Source organism: Stenotrophomonas sp. 78350_Sma, assembly GCF_056482105.1.
Map to the genome: position 1 here is coordinate 602838 of NZ_CM151182.1, position 19753 is coordinate 622590.

The window sequence follows — 19753 nt, forward strand, 5'->3', positions numbered from 1 at the left end:
AGTGCGCATTGTTCGGGGCCAGCAGCGGGACTGTCCTCATTTTCCGGCAATCGCCGCTGCAACAGCAAATCCACCAGGTGCTACTGTGCCGCCATGCTGTTCCCCCACGACCTTCCCGATGCCGACGTCCAGCACCGCCAGGCCTGGCTGTGTCCCGCCGAGGCCGATGCCTTGCAGCGCGATCTGCAGGCCGGCGTGCCGTGGGAGGTGCATCGCATCCGCATGTTCGGCAACTGGGTGGATTCGCCACGGTTGAGCTGCTGGATTGGCGACCCGCAGGCGCGTTATCGCTACTCGGGGGCGGAATTCGTGCCGCAGCCGTGGCCGCGGTCACTGCTGGGCATGCGCGAGCGCCTGCAGGACGATGGCCTCGGCCGCTTCAACAGCGTGCTGCTGAACCGCTATCGCGGCGGCGGCGACTACATGGGCTGGCACAGTGACGACGAGCCCGAACTGGGGCCGGCCCCGGTGATCGCCTCGTTGAGCCTGGGCGCGCCGCGGCGTTTCCTGCTGCGCCGGCGCGATGATCCGGCGCGAAAGGCGGAGTATCTGCTTGGCCATGGCGACCTGCTGGTGATGGCGGGGCAGACCCAGCGCTTCTACCAGCACGCGCTGCCGAAGATGGCGCGCGTGAAGGGCGAGCGGATCAACCTGACGTTCCGCTGGATCACGCCGCGTTGATACGGACGGGGGTCAGCGCTTGGCCGCCGTGGTGTCGTTCTGCCCGCTGACCAGCGTCCAGCCCACCATGTCCTGCGCCAGCTGCTGCAGGCCGCGCTCGAACGCGGCGGTCACGGCCGGCACATCGGTGCTGCCGACCGGCTGTGCCTGGCGGAAGGTGCGGTCGGCCACCACGCGCTGGTCGGCGACGTGGATCAGCTTGGCGTTGACCTCGATCACCACCGTCGGCGTCGCCTGGCCCTGGTAGTCCGATTCGAAGCGGCGTACGTCGGTGGACAGCTTGTAGTCGGCGCGGATGCCGGCGGTACTGCGGGCCACGCCGCGGATGCGGCCGGAGTCCTCGAAGCCACGCAGCAGGGTGTCCTCGATCATGTCGGTGGCCGGCTGTGCCCAGCTGGCGCCCTTGTAGATCTCCAGCTGCGACGGGGTCGGCCGCACGTTGATGCGCGGGCTGTCGACCATGCGTGCGGCGCTGGGCTTGGCCAGTACCAGCTGCCAGCTTGCCTGCGGCCACGCCGGATCGGCCTTCACCTGCACGGCGGGCGAGTACAGCGTCACTGCGGTTTTCTCGCTGCTGCCAAGGATGGAGCAGCCGCCCAGCAGGGTGACCAGCGAAGCGGCCAGCAGCAGGCGCGGAAGGGGCATCGGGCTCATTTGGGTTCGAACTCCTTCGGTGCGTCGCGGCCCAGCAGATAGCGCGCGGGGTTGTTCTCGAGGCGGTCGCTGACCCGGCGCAGGTCGCGGATCAGGCCGCGCAGTTCGGTCAGCGTCGGGCCGAGCTGGCCGAGGCCATCGTTGGCGAAGCTGTTGATCGCGGCGCGGTTCTCGCCAAGGATCGAATCTGCATTGCCGGCGGCCGAGTCAAGCTTGGCCAGGGTGCCGTCCAGCTTGTCGATGATGCCCGGCAGCTGCTGCACCAGGTTCTTGTCCAGGCGCTCGATGGTGCCGTTGGTGGTCTTCAGCGTGGTGTCCAGGCTGCGTGCGGCATCGCGCGCGCTGAGCAGCAGCGCCTGGGTGCCCTGATCGCGGTCGGCCAGGCCGCCGCTGATGGTCTCCAGGTTGGCCAGCGTGGCGTTGATCGAGGCCACGTTGCGGTCGCTGAGGATCTGGTCCATGCGCTCGACGATGCGGTTGGCGACGTCGGTGATGTTCTGCAGCGCCGATGGCGTGGTCGGGATGATCGGGGCCGGATCCTTGTTGACCGTGGTCAGCGCCGGCGACTGCGGCGTGCCGCCGCTGAGCTGGATGATCGATGGCCCGGTCAGGCTGGTGATCGCCAGCTTGGCACGGGTATCGGTCTTGACCGGGGTGGTCGAGTTCAGGCGGATGCGCGCGACCACCTGGCGCGGGTCGTCCGGCACCAGGTTCAGTTCGATGATCGAACCGACCGCGATGCCGTTGTACTGCACCGGACTGCCCACCGACAGGCCGGTCACCGCCTCGCGGAACACCACGCGGTATTCCTGCCAGGTGCGGTCGGAGGAGTACTTGGCCGCCCACAGGCCGAAGGCCAGCAGGGCCAGGCCGGTGATCAGGGTGAACGCGCCGATCAGCACGTAGTTGGCTTTGGTTTCCATGGCTCAGGCACTCTCGATCTGTTCGCCGCGCGCGGCACGCGCACGCGGTCCGTGGAAGTATTCCTGGATCCACGGATGATCCAGTTTCTCGATGTCCGGCAGCGGCGCGTTGGCCACCACCCTGCGGTCGGCGATCACCGCCACCCGGTCGCAGATCGCATACAGCGTGTCCAGGTCGTGGGTGATCAGGAACACGGTCAGCCCCAGCGCTTCCTGCAGGGTCTTGATCAGGCGGTCAAATGCCGCCGCACCAATCGGGTCGAGGCCGGCAGTGGGTTCATCCAGGAACAGCAGGGGTGGGTCCAGCGCCAGCGCCCGGGCCAGGCCCGCACGCTTGCGCATGCCGCCGGACAGCTGCGAGGGCAGCTTGTTGATCGCATCGGCGGGCAGGCCGGCCAGCTTCACTTTCAGCAGCGCCAGTTCGTAGTGCCAGCGCTCGGGCAGTTCGCGGTGGTGTTCCTTCAGCGGCACCTGTACGTTCTCGCCCACGGTCAGCGACGAGAACAGGGCGCCGTCCTGGAACAGCACGCCGGTATTGCGCTCGATGTGCAGGCGGCTCTCGGCATCGTCGGCACGCGCATCGCGGCCGAGCACTTCGATCTGGCCGGCATCGGGCGTGCGCAGGCCGAGGATCGAACGCATCAGCACCGACTTGCCGGTGCCCGAGCCACCGACCACGCCCAGGATCTCGCCGCGGCGCACGTCCAGGTCCAGGTCTTCATGCACGGTCTGGCTGCCGAAGCGGTTGTCCAGCCCGCGCACGCGGATGGCCAGGTCGTGTCCTTCGCCGTCCTGCATGGGGATTTCTTCGGGAGTCGTATGCGTGCTCATGTCACCAGTCCATGTGCATGAACCACAACGCCGCGAAGGCGTCGATGATGATCACCAGCGAGATGGTCTGCACCACGCTGGAGGTGGTGCGTTCACCGACCGACTGCGCCGTGCCCTCCACCTTCAGGCCTTCCAGGCAGCCGATCAGGCCGATCACCAGTGCGAACACCGGCGCCTTCGACAGGCCGACCAGCATGTGCCGCACTTCCATGGTCTCGTGCATGCGCGCGATGTACATCTGCGGCGGGATGTCGAGGTCGAACGCGCCGACAGTGATACCGCCGGCCAGGCCAGCGACCATCGCGATGAAGGTCAGCAGGGGCAGGGTGACCAGCAGCGCCATCAAGCGTGGCAGCACCAGCAGGTCGATCGGGTCCAGGCCCAGCGTGCGCATCGCATCGATTTCCTCACGCGCCTTCATGGCGCCGATCTGCGCGGTGAAGGCACTGGCGGTGCGGCCGGCCAGCACGATCGCGGTCAGCAGCACGGCGAACTCGCGCAGGAAGGCGATGTTGACCAGCTCGACCACGTAGATCTCGGCGCCGAAGTCGCGCAGGATGGTCGAACCGAGGAAGGCGATCACAGCACCGACCAGGTACGACAGCAGCGCCACCAGTGGTACTGCGTCCAGCCCGACCTGCTCCATCTGGTGCACGGTCGCGGTCAGGCGGAAGCGACGGGGTTCCTTGACCAGCCGGGCCGCCTTGACCAGGTTTTCGCCGAGGAAACTGCACAGCGCCTTGATGTTGTGGCCAGTGGCATGGACGCTGACACCGAGCCGTTCCAGCGCGGCCAGCACGCCGAAATCGCGCTTGGGTCGGGGCCGGTCGTCGGCCACTTCCTCGATGGTGCACACCAGCGCCTGGTGATCCGGGCGGAACTGCAGTGCGTCCTCGCCAAGGTCGGCGCGATGGGCCACGCGCAGTACCTGCAGCACGCCGGCCGAATCCATCTTCTCGATGCCGGTGGCATCGATGCCGGTCAGCGTGTCGGGAACGCCGCGCAGGACTTCGGCCGCGGCCAGCGCGGTCTTCAAGGTCCAGGTGCCGGACAGGCGGATCAGGCCCGGGTCATGGGCATCCTGTTCGAGCTGGGGGGCGTGGTTCGGGGTCACTTGGGCCATTCGGGTCGCAGCATAACCGTTCTGTATCGGGCTTCGCGTCGAACTCGGATGAATTTCTCCGGTAAGGCCCAGCCTAGGTAATACTACGGCGCATGTCCGCAGACGCTCACACGATCCCCACGCCCCAGGCCACCTACGCGCAGCGCGTGGCCTTCGTTTCCGAGATCGCCGGACGCCTGCACAGCTATGGCACAACGGCCCAGCGCCTGGAAACGGCGGTGGTGGCACTGGCCCGCCAGCTCGATCTGGATTGTGAACCGTGGTCGAATCCCACCGGTATCATCCTCAGCTTCAGCGACCCGGCGCAGGCGATCGGCTCCAGCGACATCACCCGCGTGATCCGCCTGGCACCCGGTGAGAATGACCTGCACAAGCTCAGTGTCGCCGACCACATCGCCGAGGAAGTGGCCAACGGGCGGATGAGCATTGCCCAGGGCCACACCGCGCTGCGCCAGCTGGACAAGGATCCGGGCCGGCGCGGCAAGCTGCGCACCATTCTTTCGTTCACCCTCGGCGCGGCCGGCGTGGCCGGCATGTGGAAGCTGCCGTGGCTGGACATCGCGACCGCCGGAGTCATCGGCCTGATGATCGGCCTGCTCGGCATGGTCACCGACCGTCGCCCGGCCACCCGCGAAGCGGCCGAGGCGCTGGCGGCGCTGCTGGCCGGCATGGTCGCAACCCTGGTCGCGTCCTTTGTCGGCGCACTCAACCTCAACACGGTGATCATCGCCTCGCTGGTGGTGCTGCTGCCCGGCATGTCGCTGACCAATGCGGTCAATGAACTGGCCAGTCAGCACTGGGTATCGGGGACCGCGCGCTTCGCCGGTGCGCTGACCACCATCATGAAGCTCAGCGTCGGCGCGATGATCGCGGTGACCCTGGCCGATGTGCTCGGCCTTGATCCGGTGATTCGTGCCACGCGGCCGCAGGGGCCGTGGGTGGAGTGGGGTTCACTGCTGACCGCGGCGTTTGCCTTCGCGATGCTGTTCAAGGCCAACCGCCGCGATTATCCGTGGGTGATCGCGGCCTCGGTGGCTGGTTATGCGATCTCCAAGTTCGGTGGCCACGCCTGGGGGGCGCCGGCCGGCATCTTCCTGTCGGCGATGCTGCTGACCGCCGGTGGCAATCTGTTTGGCCGCCTCGTTGGCCGCCCGGGTGCGATCATCCGCCTGCCCGGCATCATCATGATGGTGCCCGGCAGCACCAGCCTGCGCGGCGTACTGACCCTGGTCCAGCAGCAGGACGTGGGTGCCGGCCAGAGCGTGTTCCTCACCGTACTCAACGTGGTGATGGCGCTGGTGGCCGGCCTGCTGTTCGGCAACCTGCTGATGCCGGCCCGCAAGACGTTGTGATCGAAGGACGGTAGCGCCGGGCCGTGCCCGGCGGATCGGGAAACCAACCGCTGCGCTCGCCGGGCATGGCCCGGCGCTATCCAAGGAAAACGCCGGCTTTCGCCGGCGTTTTTCATTCCAACCCGATCCGCCCTCAGGCCTTCTTGATCAGGAAATCTTCCGGCTTCTTGTTGCCCTTGGCGGTCAGCTCGGCCATCCAGCGCGGCTGCTTGCCACGGCCGGTCCAGGTTTCCTTCGGGTTGGCCGGGTTGCGGTACTTCGGTGCAACCTTGCCCAGCTTGCGGCCGGCGGTCTTGGACGGTGCCTTGGCTGCCGGGGCGGCCTTGCGCGCGCGCGGGGCCGGGGCGCCGCCGAACAGCTCTTCGATGGTGTAACCCTCGGTCTTGGCCAGCTTGGACAGCTGGGCCCGGACCTTGGTGATCGGCCGGCGCTTGGCGACGATGGTCTGCTGCTTCTTGGCGGTGCGGATCAGGGCGCCCAGTTCGCGTGCCGACAGGCCGGTCAGGTCAATGCTCATTTACGGTTACTCCGGAAACTAATGTGTGGACGGGACGAGCCAGTCCATGGCGTCGCAGCACAGAATAGAGATGAATTATTCCAAGCACAAATGCAGACGGGACAGGGCTTGGCGGCATGCCGGCTGCATCGCGTCGATTTTGACCGGATTATGTCCGCTGCAATATCGGTGACGTGGCGGGAATGCAAAAAAAGACCGGGGCATGCCCCGGTCTTTCTACGATCAGCCCTGCAGTCGCTGCAGCAGGGTGGCCTTGTCCAGGCTTTCCGCTTCGCTGGCGCGGCGCGAGCGGTACTCGTAGGTGCCGGCGGCCAGGCCGCGCTCGCTCACCACCACGCGGTGCGGGATGCCGATCAGTTCCATGTCGGCGAACATCGCGCCCGGGCGCAGGCCACGGTCGTCCAGCGCGGCGTCGAGGCCGGCGTCGCGAAGTTCCTGCAGCAGATTGGCAGCGGCGTCGGCCACGGCAGCGTCGCCCTTCGGGTTGATCACGCACACCACCACCTGCCACGGCGCCATCGCGTCCGGCCAGATGATGCCGGCATCGTCATGGTTCTGTTCGATCGCGGCAGCCACCACGCGCGAGATACCGATGCCATAGCAGCCCATCGCCATCACCGCGGCCTTGCCGTTCTCGTCCAGCACGGTGGCATCCAGCGCTTCGGCGTACTTGCGGCCGAGCTGGAATACGTGGCCGACTTCGATGCCGCGGGCGATCTTCAGTTCGCCGCCGTCCAGCGCGCGGTCACCGGCACGCACGTTGCGGATGTCCGCCACTTCCGGTTCCGGCAGGTCACGGCCCCAGTTGACGCCGGCCAGATGGAAACCGGCCTCGTTGGCGCCGACGACGAAGTCGGACATCGCTGCCACTTCGCGGTCGGCCACCACGCGGATGGCCTTGGCCGGTGCGACCGGGCCGAGGAAGCCCGGCACGCTGCCCAGGTGATCGGCGATCTCCGCTTCGCTGGCGAAGCGCTGCTCGTCCAGGCCAGCAACCTTGGCCAGCTTGATCTCGTTGACCTCGTGGTCGCCGCGCACCAGCACCAGCACGAACTGCTGTGCTTCGCCTTCGCCGGCGATCAGCGCCACCGACTTCACCGTGCGCTGCAGGTCGATGCCGAGCAGGGCGGCGACGTCCTCGCAGGTCTTCTGGGTGGGCGTGTCGACCTTGCGCATTGCTTCGCTGGCGGCCGCACGGGGAGCCGGATCGGCCGCAATCGCCGCCTCCATGTTTGCTGCGTAGTCCGAGCCGGTGGAGAACACCAGCGCGTCTTCACCGGAATCGGCGATCACGTGGAATTCCTGCGAAGCATCACCGCCGATCGCACCGGAGTCGGCCTGCACCATGCGGAAATCCAGGCCGAGGCGGGTGAAGATGCGGCTGTAGGCCGATTTCATGTTCTCGTACTCGCGCACCAGGCATTCATCGTGCAGGTGGAACGAATAGGCGTCCTTCATCAGGAACTCGCGCGAACGCATCACACCGAAGCGCGGGCGGATCTCGTCGCGGAACTTGGTCTGCACCTGGTAGAAGTTCACCGGCAGCTGCTTGTAGCTGGACAGCTCGCTGCGCGCGAAATCGCAGGCGGCTTCTTCGGCGGTCGGGCTGTAGCAGAACACCTGGTCCTTGCGGTCCTTGATCTTCAGCAGCTGCGGGCCAAACTTCTGCCAGCGACCGGTCTGCTCCCACAGTTCCTTCGGCTGGATGGTCGGGATCTGGAATTCCACGGCACCGGCACGGTCCATTTCCTCGCGCACGATGCGCTCGACCTTGCGCAGCACGCGCAGGCCCAGCGGCGACCAGGTGTAGAGGCCCGATGCCAGCTTGCGGATCATGCCCGCGCGCAGCATCAGCCGGTGGCTGGTGAGCTCGGCGTCGCTGGGGGTTTCCTTGGTGGTGTGCAGGTGGAACTGGGAGAGGCGCATCGTCGGCTTCGGATAACGGCAGAGACGCCTATTCTGCCAGCCCGGCCGGGGGGAGGGGTATCGGCAGGGCTGCGCCCTGGACCCGCCTCAAGCAACGTCAACAGCAACAGCAACAGCGGGCTTCCCGTGGGATGGCGGGGTGGGTCCGGTTGCGGGAGACGCCGTAAACCCATCCCTGGGGGCTTGGCCGCGGCATCCATGCCGCGGACACTCCCGCAACCGGACCCACCCCGCCTTCGACAGTTTCCTGCGAGCTATCGGAATGGCTCCGGGGGGTCAGATCCGTTTTCCGCAGGAAAACGGATCTGACCCCCCGGATTCAATTCGAGATCTGACAGATTTCATCCACGCATGGCGTGGATCTACTGGCCACCGGCCTACTGTCGAAGGCGGGGTACTGTGGGTTTGCGGGGTGTGAGCGGCATGGATGCCGCGACCAAGCCCCCATGGACGGGTTCACGGCGGCCCCGCAAACCCACAGTGCCCTGCCATCCCACGGAATGCCGCGTTTGACGTTGACGTTGCTTCGGCAGGTGCAGGGCTGCAAGCCCTGCCGATACCCTCACTCCGCCGGGCAGTACGCCTTGATGGCCGCTTCAGCCAATCCCTTCTGCGCGCTGCGCTGTTCCGGGGTCAACGCGGTATCGGCCTTGCCGTCGCCATTGGTGTCCTGCATCACCTGGCCGGAGCCTTCCAGCAGGGCCAGGTTGGCACGGGCGGTGCTGCACTGCTCCGGCACGGGTGTGGCCGGGGTCTCGGCACTGGCCGCGGCCTGCGGGCTGCGGGCCTGCTCGCGGGTCTCGAACTTCTTGCCGGCCGGCGGGGTCTCCGAGTACTGGGTCACGCCATTGGCGTCCTTCCATTTGTAGACCGGGCCGGCCACGGCGTTGGCACTGGCCAACAGCAGCAGGCATCCAAGGCAGGACAGGGCACGCATGGCAAACTCCATGGAATGGGCGTAGAACGCCGATTGCAGCATTGGCGCCGAGCACTGGCAAGTCGATTAAACTGGATTCCATGGACCCGATCACACCGCCGCCGCGTTCGCGCACGATTTACCTGCTGCCCAACCTGTTCACCACCGCTGGCCTGTTCGCCGGCTTCTACGCGATCATCGCCGCGGCCAACGGGGATTTCGTCAATGCCAGCATCGCCGTGTTCGTGGCGGCGGTGATGGACGGCCTGGACGGGCGCGTGGCGCGCCTGACCGGCACCAGCAGCGAATTCGGCGTGCAGTACGACTCCCTGGCCGACCTGGTCAGCTTCGGCATGGCCCCGGCACTGGTGATGTACCACTGGTCGCTGTCGTGGCTGAAGTTCGATGACCCGCTGCTCGGGCGGGTCGGCTGGGCGGTGGCGTTCCTGTATGCCGCCTGCGCGGCACTGCGCCTGGCCCGTTTCAACACCCAGGTGGCGGTGGTCGACAAGCGCTGGTTCGTCGGCCTGGCCAGCCCGGCTGCGGCAGGCCTGATGATGTCCTTCGTCTGGGCCTTTGCCGATGGCAACCTGGGCTGGGACGGCAACCAGCTGCGCTACGTGGCGCTGGCGGTGACGATCGTCGCGGCATTGCTGATGGTCAGCCGCATCCGCTTCTGGAGCTTCAAGGGCGGTGCCGCCAAGGGCAGCCGTTCCGACCGTGTGCCATTCCTGGTGCTGGCCCTGGTGCCGGTGGCGATCGCCATCGCGGTCATTGATCTGCCGCGTGTGCTGTTCGTGGTGGGCATCCTGTACGCCTTGTCCGGCCCGGTGATGTGGGCCGTGCAGCGCCTGCGCAAGAAGCCCGAGGCCGCGTGAGCCAGGACCTGCCCGTGCTGTGGTCACCGGCCCAGCAGGCCTGGCTGCAGGCCATGGGCTACACCGTGTATCACGACGGCCAGCTGGCCGCCGAACTGGACGCCGCGCTGCAATTGAGCGTGGCCGAAGCCGATGCGGCCGCAGCGGCTTCGGTGGAGCCGGTGCGGGCGGGTTCGGCCTCCATGCGGGAACACCCTGCCGAAGCCGCACCCGCTCCTCGCCAGGAACGCCCGGCACCGCCGCGTCGCGAGACCCCCGTCACCGCACCGGATACCGCGCCGGCACCGGTCCGTCCGCTGCCGGGAGGCAATGCACGGCAACCGGTGGTGCGGCTCCCGGATCGCCTGCAGATCGCACTGCTGCGTGCCTCCGGCTGCAATCCCAGCGATCCCGCCACGCAGGCGCTGATGGACAGTTGGCCGCTGGACCAGCTGCGCCGGGATCCGGCCGCCAAGCGTGCGTTGTGGCCGCAGTTGCGTGCCCTGCGCAAGCGGGGCAGTGCATGAGCGCGGTCAGCCAGCCCGGCCCGGTCAGCCTGCGCGCATTGCGCGAGAGCGACCTCAATGCGGTGATGGCGATCGAAGTGCGTGGCTATCCGTTTCCATGGACCCGCGGCATCTTCGTTGATTGCCTGCGTGCCGGTTATCCCGGCCTGGCGATGGAGCGCGATGGCCAGCTGATCGGCTACGGCGTGCTCAGCATTGCCGCCGACGAGGCACATGTGTTGAACATCTGCATCGATCCGCTGGCGCAGTCGCGTGGGCTGGGTCGCCAACTGCTGCGCGCACTGGTGCAGCTGGCGGGCAACCGGGGTGCCCACCGCGTGTTCCTGGAAGTGCGTCCGTCCAATACACCTGCGCTGGCCCTGTACCACAGCGAAGGTTTCAACGAGATCGGCCGCCGTCCACGCTACTACCCGGCGGCACAGGGCCGCGAGGATGCGGTGGTGATGGCGATCGAGCTGGTCGACGGCGACCTGCAGGCGATGCCGCCGTTGTAGTGGAGAAGGGTTGCCGGCCAGCGGCCGGCACAGCCTCTACGCCAGCCGCAAGGCCAATACGCCGCCGACGATGAGCGACGCCGCCAGCCAGCGCGCACGCGGGATCCGCTCGCCCAGCAGGAACACCGAGATCAGCAGCGCGAACAGGATCGACGATTCACGCAGTGCCGAGACCATCGCCACCGGGGCCTGGGTCATCGCCCACAAGGCCATCGCATAGGACGCCGTGGTGCCGATGCCGCCGGCCAGGCCCAGTGGCCAATGCTGGCGTGCATAGACCAACACCGCACCACGCCGGGTGTACAACGCCCACAGTGGCAGCGGAATGCCGGACAGCAGGAACAGCCACAGCGTGTAACTGAGCGCGCTGCCGGACTGGCGCGCACCCTGCGCATCGACCAGGGTGTAGGTGGCGATCATTGCCGCGGTCAGCAGTGGCAGGCGCAGCTGGCCGCCCCGTGCACCCAGTGCCATGCACAGGATGCCGGTGCTCACCAGTACCACGCCCAGCCACGCGGCAGGTGGCAGTTGCTCGCCCAGCAGAGTGCCGGCCAGCGCAACCAGGATCGGCGCGCTGCCACGCATCAGCGGATAGGCCAGGCTCATGTCGACCTGCTGGTAGCAGCGTGCCACCAGGCCGTAATAGGTCACCTGCAGCAGCACGGATGCAGCCAGCCAGGGCCAGCTGTGCGCGGCCGGGAACGGCAGGAAGGGCAGGGCGGCCGCCGACAGCAGCGCGGCGCTGCCGGTGACCAGCACGGTGCCGAGGAACTTGTCCGGCCCGCGTTTGACGATCGCATTCCAGCTGGCGTGCAGGGCCGCCGCCGCGAGGACCAGCAGGAAGATGGAAAGAGGCATCGGGCGATGATGCCATGCGGGGGAAATGGAAACGCCGGGCATTGCCCGGCGTTTCCGATTCCGCTTCGATGGGTGCCAACGTTTTCCACTGTGGTAGGTGCCAACCTTGGTTGGCACGCACCAGGGTGCGACGTTACAGCTTCGCGCGCTGCTCGCGCAGGCCGGCCAGCTGGGTGTTCCAGTCGGCCAGCCGCACGCGCTCCTGCTCGACCACGGCCGGCGGCACCTTGTCGGTGAACTTGGCCAGCTTGGTCTCGCTCTTTTCCTTTTCGGCTTCGACGCGGGCGATTTCCTTGTCCAGGCGCACGCGCTCTGCATCGAGATCGACCAGGCCTTCCAGCGGCACCAGCAGCTTCAGTTCACCGACGATCGCGGCGGCGGCCGGCGGTGCGCTTTCGCCTTCGGCCAGCCACTGGATGCTGTCCAGCTTGAGCAGGAACGACAGCGAGGCGCTGAAGCGTTCGATGCGCACGCGGTCCTGTTCCAGCCCGGCCTGCAGGCGCAGCGGCACCAGCTTGGACGGGGCGACGTTCAGTTCGCTGCGCACGCGGCGCACGGCACTGATCACCGCCTTCAGCCATTCCACGTCGGCCTCGGCCTGGGCGAAATCGCCTTCGAACTCGGCCGCGGTCGGGTACGGGCGCAGCGACAGCGTGGTTTCGGCCAGGCCCAGGCGCGGGGCCAGCTGCTGCCACAGCTGTTCGGTAATGAACGGGGTCAGCGGGTGCAGCAGGCGCAGCAGCGCTTCCAGTACGTACAGCAGGGTGTGGCGGGTGCTTTCGGCATCGGCGGCGTCGGCACCGTTCAGGGCCGGCTTGCTCAGTTCCAGGAACCAGTCGCAGAACGCGTTCCAGGCGAACTCGTACAGGCACTGCGCCAGCAGGTCGAAGCGGTAGTTGGCGTAGTGGCCCTGCGCTTCGGCGGTGGTGGCGGCCAGGCGCGAGAGGATCCAGCGCTCGGCATCGGTACGCGGCCTGGGAACGCCGGTGAACGCCGCGCCCTCGGTGTTCATCAGCGCGAAGCGGCTGGCGTTCCACAGCTTGTTGCAGAAGTTCTTGTAGCCTTCCGCGCGGTTCATGTCGAACTTGATGTCGCGGCCGTGGGTGGCCAGCGCAGCGATGGTGAAGCGCAGCGCATCGGCACCATGGGCAGCAATGCCGTCCGGGAATTCCTTGCGGGTGGCCTTCTCGATCTTCTCCACCATCTTCGGCTGCATCAGACCGCCGGTGCGCTTGGCGACCAGGTCGTCGATGGTGATGCCGTCGATGATGTCCAGCGGGTCGAGCACGTTGCCCTTGCTCTTGGACATCTTCTGGCCCTGGCCGTCGCGGATCAGGCCGGTGAAGTAGACGTCCTTGAACGGGATCTTCCCGACCAGGTTGTCGGTGGCCATGATCATGCGCGCCACCCAGAAGAAGATGATGTCGAAGCCGGTGATCAGCACCGACGACGGCAGGTAGCGATCAAAGCCACGCTCGGCCATGGCCTGCTCGTTCGGCCAGCCCAGGGTGGAGAACGGCCACAGCTGCGAGGAGAACCAGGTCTCCAGCACGTCGCTTTCCTGGTTCAGCACCACCTCGCTGCCCAGGTTGTGCTTTGCCCGCACTTCCTCTTCGCTGCGCCCGACGTAGCAGCTGCCGGTGGCTTCGTCGAACCACGCCGGGATGCGGTGGCCCCACCACAGCTGGCGGCTGATGCACCAGTCCTGGATGTTGTTCATCCAGTGGCGGTAGGTGTTGATCCAGTTCGGCGGCACGAACGAGATCGAACCGTCTTCGACCAGTTCCAGGCCACGCTTGGCCAGGTCGTCCATCTTCACGAACCACTGGTCGGTCAGGTAGGGCTCGATCACCTGGCCGGTACGGTCGCCACGCGGCACCTGCAGCTTGTGCGCCTTGGTCTCGACCAGGATGCCCAGGTCTTCCAGCTCGGCCAGCACGGCCTTGCGTGCTTCGTAGCGGTCCAGCCCCTGGAAGCGCTCAGGTGCGTTTTCGTTCAGCGCTGCCACCGGGGTGAACAGGTTGATCATCGGCAGGCTGTGGCGCACGCCCACTTCATAGTCGTTGAAATCGTGCGCCGGGGTGACCTTGACCACGCCGGTGCCGAACGCGCGGTCCACGTAGTCGTCGGCGATCACCGGCACGCGACGGCCGGTCAGCGGCAGCACCACGCTCTTGCCGATCAGGTGCGCGTAACGCTCGTCTTCCGGGTGCACCATCACCGCGGTATCGCCCAGCAGGGTTTCCGGGCGGGTGGTGGCAACGACCAGGTAGTCGCGGGTTTCGCGCAGGGTTTCCACGCCGTCGGCATCGCGCTCGACGTGCTCGTAGCTCAGGCCGTCATCCAGCGTGTAGGCGATCGACCACAGGAAGCCGTCTTCCTCGGCGCTCTCCACTTCCAGGTCGGAAATGGCGGTCTTCAGCACCGGGTCCCAGTTGACCAGGCGCTGGCCACGGTAGATCAGGCCCTGTTCGTACCAGCGCACGAAGGCTTCGTTCACTGCCGCCGACGGCTGCGGGTCCATGGTGAAGGTGCTGCGCGACCAGTCGGCCGACGTGCCCAGGCGGCGCATCTGGCGTTCGATGGTGTCGCCGGACTGCTGCTTCCACTCCCAGACCTTGCCGATGAAGCCTTCGCGGCCCAGCGAATCGCGGGTCTCGCCCTTGCCTTCCAGCGCCAGGTTGCGGCTGACCACCATTTCGGTGGCGATGCCGGCGTGGTCGGTACCGACCTGCCACAGCGTGTCGTAGCCGCGCATGCGGTGGTAGCGCACCAGCGCGTCCATCAGGGTCTGCTGGAAGGCGTGGCCCATGTGCAGGGTGCCGGTCACGTTCGGCGGCGGCAGCAGGATGGTGTACGGCTCGCCCGTGCCGGACGGCTTGAAGTGGCCGGCCTTCTCCCAGGCCTCGTAGAGGTCGGTCTCGAAGGACTTCGGGTCGTAGCTGGAGGCGAGTTGGGTCATGCGGGGGAACCGGTAATCAAGGCGGAAGGGAGATCAGCGCGACCCGAGGGCGCGCCGGATCTTCTGGTCGGTGTGGTACTGGCTGACCGCGTAGGCGGCCCAGATGGCGGCGGGCAACCAGCCGATCAGGGTGATCTGCAGGATCAGGCAGACGATCCCGGCCAGCGGCCGGCCGATGGTGAAAAAGGACAGCCAGGGAAGAATCAGGGCGATCAGCAGGCGCATCAAGGGGTCCTCGCGGGACTTACATGTCGTGCTTGTTCAGGTCGTAACCGGCGGCCTTGTACTGGCGCCAGCGCTCGCGCAGCGGTTCGCGCGCTTCCGGATCGGCCGGAACCACTTCCAGCACGCGCTCGCACTGGCCCAGCCAGGGCTCGTCGCGCAGGTTGATCACCAGCGGGCGCGCCGGTGCCTCGGTGCCGGGCACGGCGATCAGCACCAGGGCTTCTTCCTCGTCCATGTCCTCGCCGGCGATCTGGTGCGGGATGTAAGCGTCGTTGTCGAACGCCCACAACAGCTCGTCCAGCTCTTCGGCCTGGGCCTGGTCGCGGGCCAGCACCAGGGTGAACAGCCCGGCGTCGTTGGCCTTGCGTGCCAGCTCGCAGACCAGGCGCAACGGCTCGGTCAGGAAGCGGGGCTTGGCGATCAGATAGAAGTCGGCGCGGGGCATGGCAGGGTCCGGGTCAGGCAGGGTTCCGGCGGTGCCGGGCGAGGCCCCGGCCGGCGGGAGCCGGCCAGGGTCGGGTACGGCATCAGGCGCGGGCGGCCTGGTCCAGCAGCCACTGGCTCAGCAGGCCGACCGGGCGGCCGGTGGCCATGCCACGCTTGCCTTCATCGCTGGCCACGCCGGCGATGTCCAGGTGGGCCCAGCGCTGGCCTTCGGCGAAGCGCGACAGGAAGCAGCCAGCGGTGATCGCACCGGCCCAGCGGCCGCCGATGTTGTAGACGTCGGCGAAGGTCGAATCCAGCATCGGCTGGTACTCGTCCCACAGCGGCAGGCGCCAGGCGCGGTCGAACACGTGCTCGCCGGCGGCCAGCAGTTCGTTGGCCAGATCGTCGTGCTTGCTCATCAGGCCGGCGGTCTGGTGACCCAGGGCCACCATGCAGGCACCGGTCAGGGTGGCGACGTCGACCAGCGCGGCCGGTTCGAAGCGCTGCGCGTAGGTCAGTGCGTCGCACAGGATCAGGCGGCCTTCGGCGTCGGTGTTGCCGACTTCGATGGTCTTGCCCGACATCGAGGTGATCACGTCGGACGGGCGGTAGGCGTTGCCGTCGATGGCGTTTTCCACCGCCGGCACCACCACGACGAGGTTCAGCGGCAGCTTGGCCTTGACCGCGGCGACGAAGGTGCCGATGACGTTGGCGCCACCGCACATGTCGTACTTCATTTCCTCGATGCCGCCCTGGGTCTTCAGGTTGACGCCACCGGTATCGAAGGTGATGCCCTTGCCGACCAGCACATAGGGCTTGGCGTCGCCGGCACCGGTCCACTTCAGCACCACCAGGCGCGGGCGGTTGGCCGAACCACGGGCCACGGCCAGCAGCGAGCCCATGCCCAGTGCTTCCATCTGGTGCTCGTCGAGGATCTCGGCCTCGGCACCGTCGTGCTCGCCGGCGAACTTCACGCCCACTTCGGCCAGGTAGGCCGGGGTGCAGTAGTTCGGCGGCAGGTTGCCCAGCTCGCGGGCGAACTCGACACCGGCGGCGATGGCCTGGCCCTGGGCCAGGGCCTGGGCGTCGTCACCGGCGATGGCCAGCTGGGCCAGGCCGGCGTCGTCGGCCTTCTTCTTGCCCAGGGTGGCGGTGTAGCGGTAGGCGGCATGATCGGCGGCGATCACCGCCTGGCGGATCGCCCAGGCCGCGTCGCGGTCCTTGATGGCCACTTCGGACAGGGTGAACAGTGCGCTGCGGGCAGCGCCGGCCTTCAGCGCGCGCACGGCGTCGCCAACGGCCTTCAGGTACTGCGGCACACCGAAGCGGGCGGCGTCGCCGAGGCCGACCACCAGCACGCGCGGGGCGGACACGCCCGGCAGGTCGTGCAGCAGGGTGGTGGCGCCGGTCTTGCCGGACAGGTCGCCGCGCTGGGCCAGCGAGGCCAGTCGGCCGCCGCTGGCAGCGTCCAGGGCCTGTGCGGCCGGGGTCAGGGTATGGTCGGCATACGCGCCGACCACCAGGCAATCAACGGTGGCGGCGGCCGGAGCAACGTGGTTCAGGGTGAATTCGAGGGCCATTGAGCAGATTCCATTGGCAAGTCCGTACAATCGCGGACCGTTTACGCCCAGACAGTAGACTGGGCGGCACCGCGAACGAACCCCAGAGTTTAAACCACCGCCCCATGTTGAAGCTCGACCGATACCTGCTGGGCGATTTCGTCCAGAGTTTCCTGGCTACCCTGATCGTCCTGCTGGTGGTCAGCGTGGGCGGCGTGCTGGTGGACATCCTCGGCAACATCGCCGACGGGCGCCTGCCGGCCAAGCTGCTGTTTTCGCAGCTGGGCCTGCAGTTCATCGCCTACCTGCCACTGATCCTGCCGCTGGCGCTGATGCTGGGCCTGCTGCTGGCGGTGGCCCGCCTCTACCGCGACTCGGAAATGGCCGTCATCACTGCCATTGGCGTGGGTCCCAGGCGCCTGCTGCGGCCGCTGCTGATGCTGGTGGTGCCGGTGGTGCTGCTGGTCGGCGCCTGCTCCTTGTGGCTGGGCCCATGGGCCGGCCGGGTGGCCGAGCAGATGATCATCGAGGCCAATCGAAGCGTGCTGATGGCGGGCCTGGAGCCGGGCCGATTCACCCAGCTGCCCAATGGCGGCGTGGTCTACCTGTCTTCGATCTCGCCCGATGGTACCCAGCTGGGTCGGGTCTTCCTGCAGCGGCAGAAGGACGACCGCCTGGAAGTGGTGTCCGCCGCAGGGGGGCGCATGTTCTTCGAAGGCGCGCGCCAGCGCTTCCTGGAGCTGGATGATGGCCACCAGGTGGAAGGCCCGGTGGCCGGGGGGCTGGATTACCGTCTGGCCACCTTCGCCCGCAACGATGTGGCCCTGCCCGACGGTGCGCAGACCCGTACCGGGGATGATCCGGAACTGATGCCGACCACGCAGCTGTTCGGCGATGACCGGCCCGAGGCGCAGGCACAGCTGCATCGCCGCCTTGCTCCGCCGTTGATCGCACTGGCATTTGCGCTGCTGACCGTGCCGCTGGGCCGCAGTTCGCCGCGCCAGCAGCGCTACGGGCGGATGATGCTGGCGCTGATGGCCTACATGGTCGGTACCAACCTGATGTTCATCGGCAGTGGCTGGATCGCCAACGGCAAGATTCCGCCTGCGCTCGGCCTCTGGTGGCTGACCCTGCCGCTGCTGGCGCTGGCGATCTGGATGTATGCACGTGATGGCCGCCTGGGCCGCCCGAAGGGAGCCCGCGCATGAGGCTGCGCCCGATGCGTTTCGACCTGTATCTTGGCCAGTCGGTGTTCACCACGGTGCTGCTGACCTGGGCCGTGCTGGTGGGCCTGGACGTAGTGATGGCGTTCTCCGGCGAGTTCAAGGACATCGGCAAGAACGGCTACACCCTGGGGCATGCTGCCGCCTGGGTGCTGTACACGGTGCCACGCCGTGCCTACACCATGTTCCCCACCGCTGCGGTGATTGGTGCGCTGATGGGGCTGGGCCAGCTGGCCGCGACCTCTGAGCTGACCGCGCTGCGTGCGCTGGGCCTGTCGCGCAAGCGCCTGAGCGTATCGGTGGCCATCGCCCTGTCGCTGCTGACCGCCGTGATGGTGCTCAGCGCCGAGACGCTGGGCCCCTGGGGCCAGGACCGGGCCGACGCGCTGAAGTCCAGTGCCAAGTGGGGGCGCGACATCTCCACCACCCGCTATTCCGGCCTGTGGGCGCGCGAGGGCGATACCTTCCTCAGCGCTGCCGGTGGCGAAGAGCAGCTGGTGGGAGACAAGGGCACGCGGCTGATCCTGCGTGACGTGCGCCTGTATCGCATCGCCGAGGATGGTCGGATCGCCTCGCTGACCCATGCGGACACGGCCGAGCATGACCGTGACGGCTGGGTGCTGACCGGCGTGCGCCGCGATACCTTCGGTGAACGTTCGGCCACGCGCGAGGAAGTGGCGCGCGAGCCATGGAACTCCAAGCTGGACGCCGGGGCGCTGGCGACCGGCATCGCCAAGCCGCGCAACCTCAGCGTGGCCGAACTGCGCACCAGCATCGAATACCGCGAGCGCAACGGTCTGGATGCGCGCGACTACGAGGATGTGTACTGGAGCCGCTGGTTCTACCCGGTGAACGTGCTGGCGCTGTGCCTGGCCGCGGTGCCGTTCGCGTTCGGCTCGCTGCGCAGTGGTGGCATGGGCAAGCGCCTGTTCCTCGGCATCCTGTTCGCGCTGGGCTTCTGGCTGCTGCAGCTGTTCTTCGGCCGCATGGCCGGCGCGTTGAAGTTCGATTACCGCATCGCCTACGCGTTGCCACCGATCGTGATGCTGGCAGTATCGGGATTGCTGTTCCGGCGGAAATCAGGCTGATTCTGGTTGTTGTAGAGCCGAGCCTGTGCTCGGCTGTCGCGTACAGTGCGGAAAGCAGCCGAGCATGGGCTCGGCTACAGACAGTGCATCAACGCTTCGGCATCCGCACCAGCCGCGTACCGCTGGCGCGGTCGTGCCAGGTCAGATGCTGGCGATCGACCCACGCCCACCAGAATCCCAGTCCGCCCAGCAGCAGCGACAGCGTGCCGACGGCGAAACGCAGCCAAAGCTGTGCGCGGCGCAGGGGCGCGCCATCGCTCGATTCCAGCTTCAGCCGCCACGGCCGCATGCCGAGCGTCTGCCCGCCGCGGCGCCAGCTGGCCGTGGCATACCACCCCGTGATCAGCCAGCACACCGCCCACAGCAGCCACTGCCAGGCACTGAACGGTGCGATGTTCTCGCGCTGGGCGTGGCCGCTGAGGGTGTAGGCAAGGGTGAACAGGGTGCCGGCTAGCATCCACAGCGCCAGCACCGGCAGCGCGTCGTAGACCATCGCCAGCACGCGCCACAGCAGCAATGCGCGCGGGCGGGGCAGCTCGGTCGCGGCCGCAGGGGCCGAATCAATGGCAGGGCGGGACATGCGCCGAGCATACGCAATGCTGGCCGCATCC

General features: G+C 67.5%; 20 protein-coding genes. 7 read left to right on the forward strand and 13 right to left on the reverse strand.

What is annotated here, in order from left to right; translation table 11 throughout:
• The first annotated feature begins 93 nt into the window (after nt 1–93).
• Nucleotides 94–681 (forward strand): alpha-ketoglutarate-dependent dioxygenase AlkB family protein, encoded by a 588-nt coding sequence (locus tag ACZK4H_RS02665; protein WP_099551401.1) that lies wholly within the window; start codon nt 94–96, stop codon nt 679–681.
• Between the two features lie 12 nt (nt 682–693).
• Here ACZK4H_RS02665 and ACZK4H_RS02670 read toward each other — a convergent pair whose 3' ends face one another.
• Genes ACZK4H_RS02670 through ACZK4H_RS02685 form a run of 4 tightly spaced genes read right to left on the reverse strand, consistent with a single transcriptional unit; the run spans nt 694 to nt 4212 of the window.
• Nucleotides 694–1335 (reverse strand): ABC-type transport auxiliary lipoprotein family protein, encoded by a 642-nt coding sequence (locus tag ACZK4H_RS02670; protein ID WP_099551400.1) that lies wholly within the window; start codon nt 1333–1335, stop codon nt 694–696.
• Nucleotides 1332–2258, reverse strand: a complete 927-nt coding sequence (locus tag ACZK4H_RS02675; RefSeq protein ID WP_033835489.1) for an MlaD family protein — start codon at nt 2256–2258, stop codon at nt 1332–1334. Before ACZK4H_RS02675 ends, ACZK4H_RS02670 begins: the two co-directional genes overlap by 4 nt.
• A gap of 3 nt (nt 2259–2261) precedes the next feature.
• On the reverse strand, nt 2262–3089 hold the full coding sequence (locus tag ACZK4H_RS02680) for an ABC transporter ATP-binding protein (protein ID WP_099551399.1): 828 nt from the start codon (nt 3087–3089) through the stop codon (nt 2262–2264).
• A gap of 1 nt (nt 3090) precedes the next feature.
• The gene (locus ACZK4H_RS02685; protein WP_049427915.1) at nt 3091–4212 is read right to left on the reverse strand and encodes an ABC transporter permease; all 1122 of its coding nucleotides are present in this window, start codon (nt 4210–4212) and stop codon (nt 3091–3093) included.
• 92 nt (nt 4213–4304) lie between these two features.
• On the opposite strand from ACZK4H_RS02685, the gene ACZK4H_RS02690 reads away from it, so the two are divergent.
• Complete coding sequence (locus ACZK4H_RS02690; RefSeq protein ID WP_005408003.1) at nt 4305–5564, forward strand: threonine/serine exporter family protein; 1260 nt, start codon at nt 4305–4307, stop codon at nt 5562–5564.
• Between the two features lie 133 nt (nt 5565–5697).
• On the opposite strand, the gene ACZK4H_RS02695 is transcribed toward ACZK4H_RS02690, so the two are convergent.
• From ACZK4H_RS02695 to ACZK4H_RS02705, 3 genes are all read right to left on the reverse strand, one after another.
• Complete coding sequence (locus ACZK4H_RS02695; RefSeq protein ID WP_099551398.1) at nt 5698–6081, reverse strand: H-NS histone family protein; 384 nt, start codon at nt 6079–6081, stop codon at nt 5698–5700.
• 222 nt (nt 6082–6303) lie between these two features.
• Nucleotides 6304–8007: a proline--tRNA ligase gene (locus tag ACZK4H_RS02700; protein ID WP_099551397.1), complete on the reverse strand. Its 1704-nt coding sequence runs from the start codon at nt 8005–8007 to the stop codon at nt 6304–6306.
• A 562-nt stretch (nt 8008–8569) separates the two neighbouring features.
• Nucleotides 8570–8944 (reverse strand): DUF4124 domain-containing protein, encoded by a 375-nt coding sequence (locus tag ACZK4H_RS02705; RefSeq protein WP_099551437.1) that lies wholly within the window; start codon nt 8942–8944, stop codon nt 8570–8572.
• 80 nt (nt 8945–9024) lie between these two features.
• Here ACZK4H_RS02705 and pssA point away from each other — a divergent pair, with 80 nt between their 5' ends.
• The 3 genes from pssA to rimI are packed head-to-tail and all read left to right on the forward strand — an operon-like array spanning nt 9025 to nt 10801.
• Nucleotides 9025–9801 (forward strand): CDP-diacylglycerol--serine O-phosphatidyltransferase, encoded by a 777-nt coding sequence (gene pssA, locus ACZK4H_RS02710; RefSeq protein WP_099551396.1) that lies wholly within the window; start codon nt 9025–9027, stop codon nt 9799–9801.
• Nucleotides 9798–10307 (forward strand): hypothetical protein, encoded by a 510-nt coding sequence (locus ACZK4H_RS02715; protein WP_099551395.1) that lies wholly within the window; start codon nt 9798–9800, stop codon nt 10305–10307. Before pssA ends, ACZK4H_RS02715 begins: the two co-directional genes overlap by 4 nt.
• Nucleotides 10304–10801 carry a ribosomal protein S18-alanine N-acetyltransferase gene (gene rimI, locus ACZK4H_RS02720; protein WP_099551394.1) on the forward strand — a complete coding sequence of 166 codons (498 nt, stop codon included), beginning with the start codon at nt 10304–10306 and terminating at the stop codon, nt 10799–10801. The genes ACZK4H_RS02715 and rimI overlap by 4 nt, the downstream gene beginning before the upstream one ends.
• A 36-nt stretch (nt 10802–10837) precedes the next feature.
• On the opposite strand, the gene ACZK4H_RS02725 is transcribed toward rimI, so the two are convergent.
• The 5 genes from ACZK4H_RS02725 to ACZK4H_RS02745 all read right to left on the reverse strand — a co-directional run bounded on the left by ACZK4H_RS02725 (nt 10838) and on the right by ACZK4H_RS02745 (nt 16852).
• Nucleotides 10838–11659 (reverse strand): EamA family transporter, encoded by an 822-nt coding sequence (locus ACZK4H_RS02725; protein WP_099551393.1) that lies wholly within the window; start codon nt 11657–11659, stop codon nt 10838–10840.
• Between the two features lie 133 nt (nt 11660–11792).
• A complete protein-coding gene (locus tag ACZK4H_RS02730) occupies nt 11793–14621 on the reverse strand; it encodes a valine--tRNA ligase (protein ID WP_099551392.1) in 2829 nt (942 codons plus the stop codon).
• Nucleotides 14622–14654: 33 nt separating this feature from the next.
• Nucleotides 14655–14846, reverse strand: a complete 192-nt coding sequence (locus ACZK4H_RS02735; protein WP_014035920.1) for a YqaE/Pmp3 family membrane protein — start codon at nt 14844–14846, stop codon at nt 14655–14657.
• A gap of 19 nt (nt 14847–14865) precedes the next feature.
• Nucleotides 14866–15291, reverse strand: coding sequence for a DNA polymerase III subunit chi (locus tag ACZK4H_RS02740; RefSeq protein ID WP_005415211.1), 426 nt, complete (start codon nt 15289–15291; stop codon nt 14866–14868).
• An 82-nt stretch (nt 15292–15373) separates the two neighbouring features.
• Entirely contained in the window at nt 15374–16852 is a 1479-nt protein-coding gene (locus tag ACZK4H_RS02745) for a leucyl aminopeptidase (RefSeq protein ID WP_099551391.1), read from the reverse strand.
• A gap of 104 nt (nt 16853–16956) precedes the next feature.
• Between ACZK4H_RS02745 and lptF the strand changes: the two genes are divergently transcribed.
• Nucleotides 16957–18039 carry an LPS export ABC transporter permease LptF gene (gene lptF / locus ACZK4H_RS02750; protein ID WP_099551390.1) on the forward strand — a complete coding sequence of 361 codons (1083 nt, stop codon included), beginning with the start codon at nt 16957–16959 and terminating at the stop codon, nt 18037–18039.
• Complete coding sequence (lptG, locus tag ACZK4H_RS02755) at nt 18036–19142, forward strand: LPS export ABC transporter permease LptG (RefSeq protein WP_099551389.1); 1107 nt, start codon at nt 18036–18038, stop codon at nt 19140–19142. Before lptF ends, lptG begins: the two co-directional genes overlap by 4 nt.
• Before the next feature lie 88 nt (nt 19143–19230).
• Here the strand turns inward: lptG and ACZK4H_RS02760 are convergent, their stop codons facing one another.
• Nucleotides 19231–19722 (reverse strand): RDD family protein, encoded by a 492-nt coding sequence (locus ACZK4H_RS02760; protein ID WP_099551388.1) that lies wholly within the window; start codon nt 19720–19722, stop codon nt 19231–19233.
• Between the last annotated feature and the right edge of the window lie 31 nt (nt 19723–19753).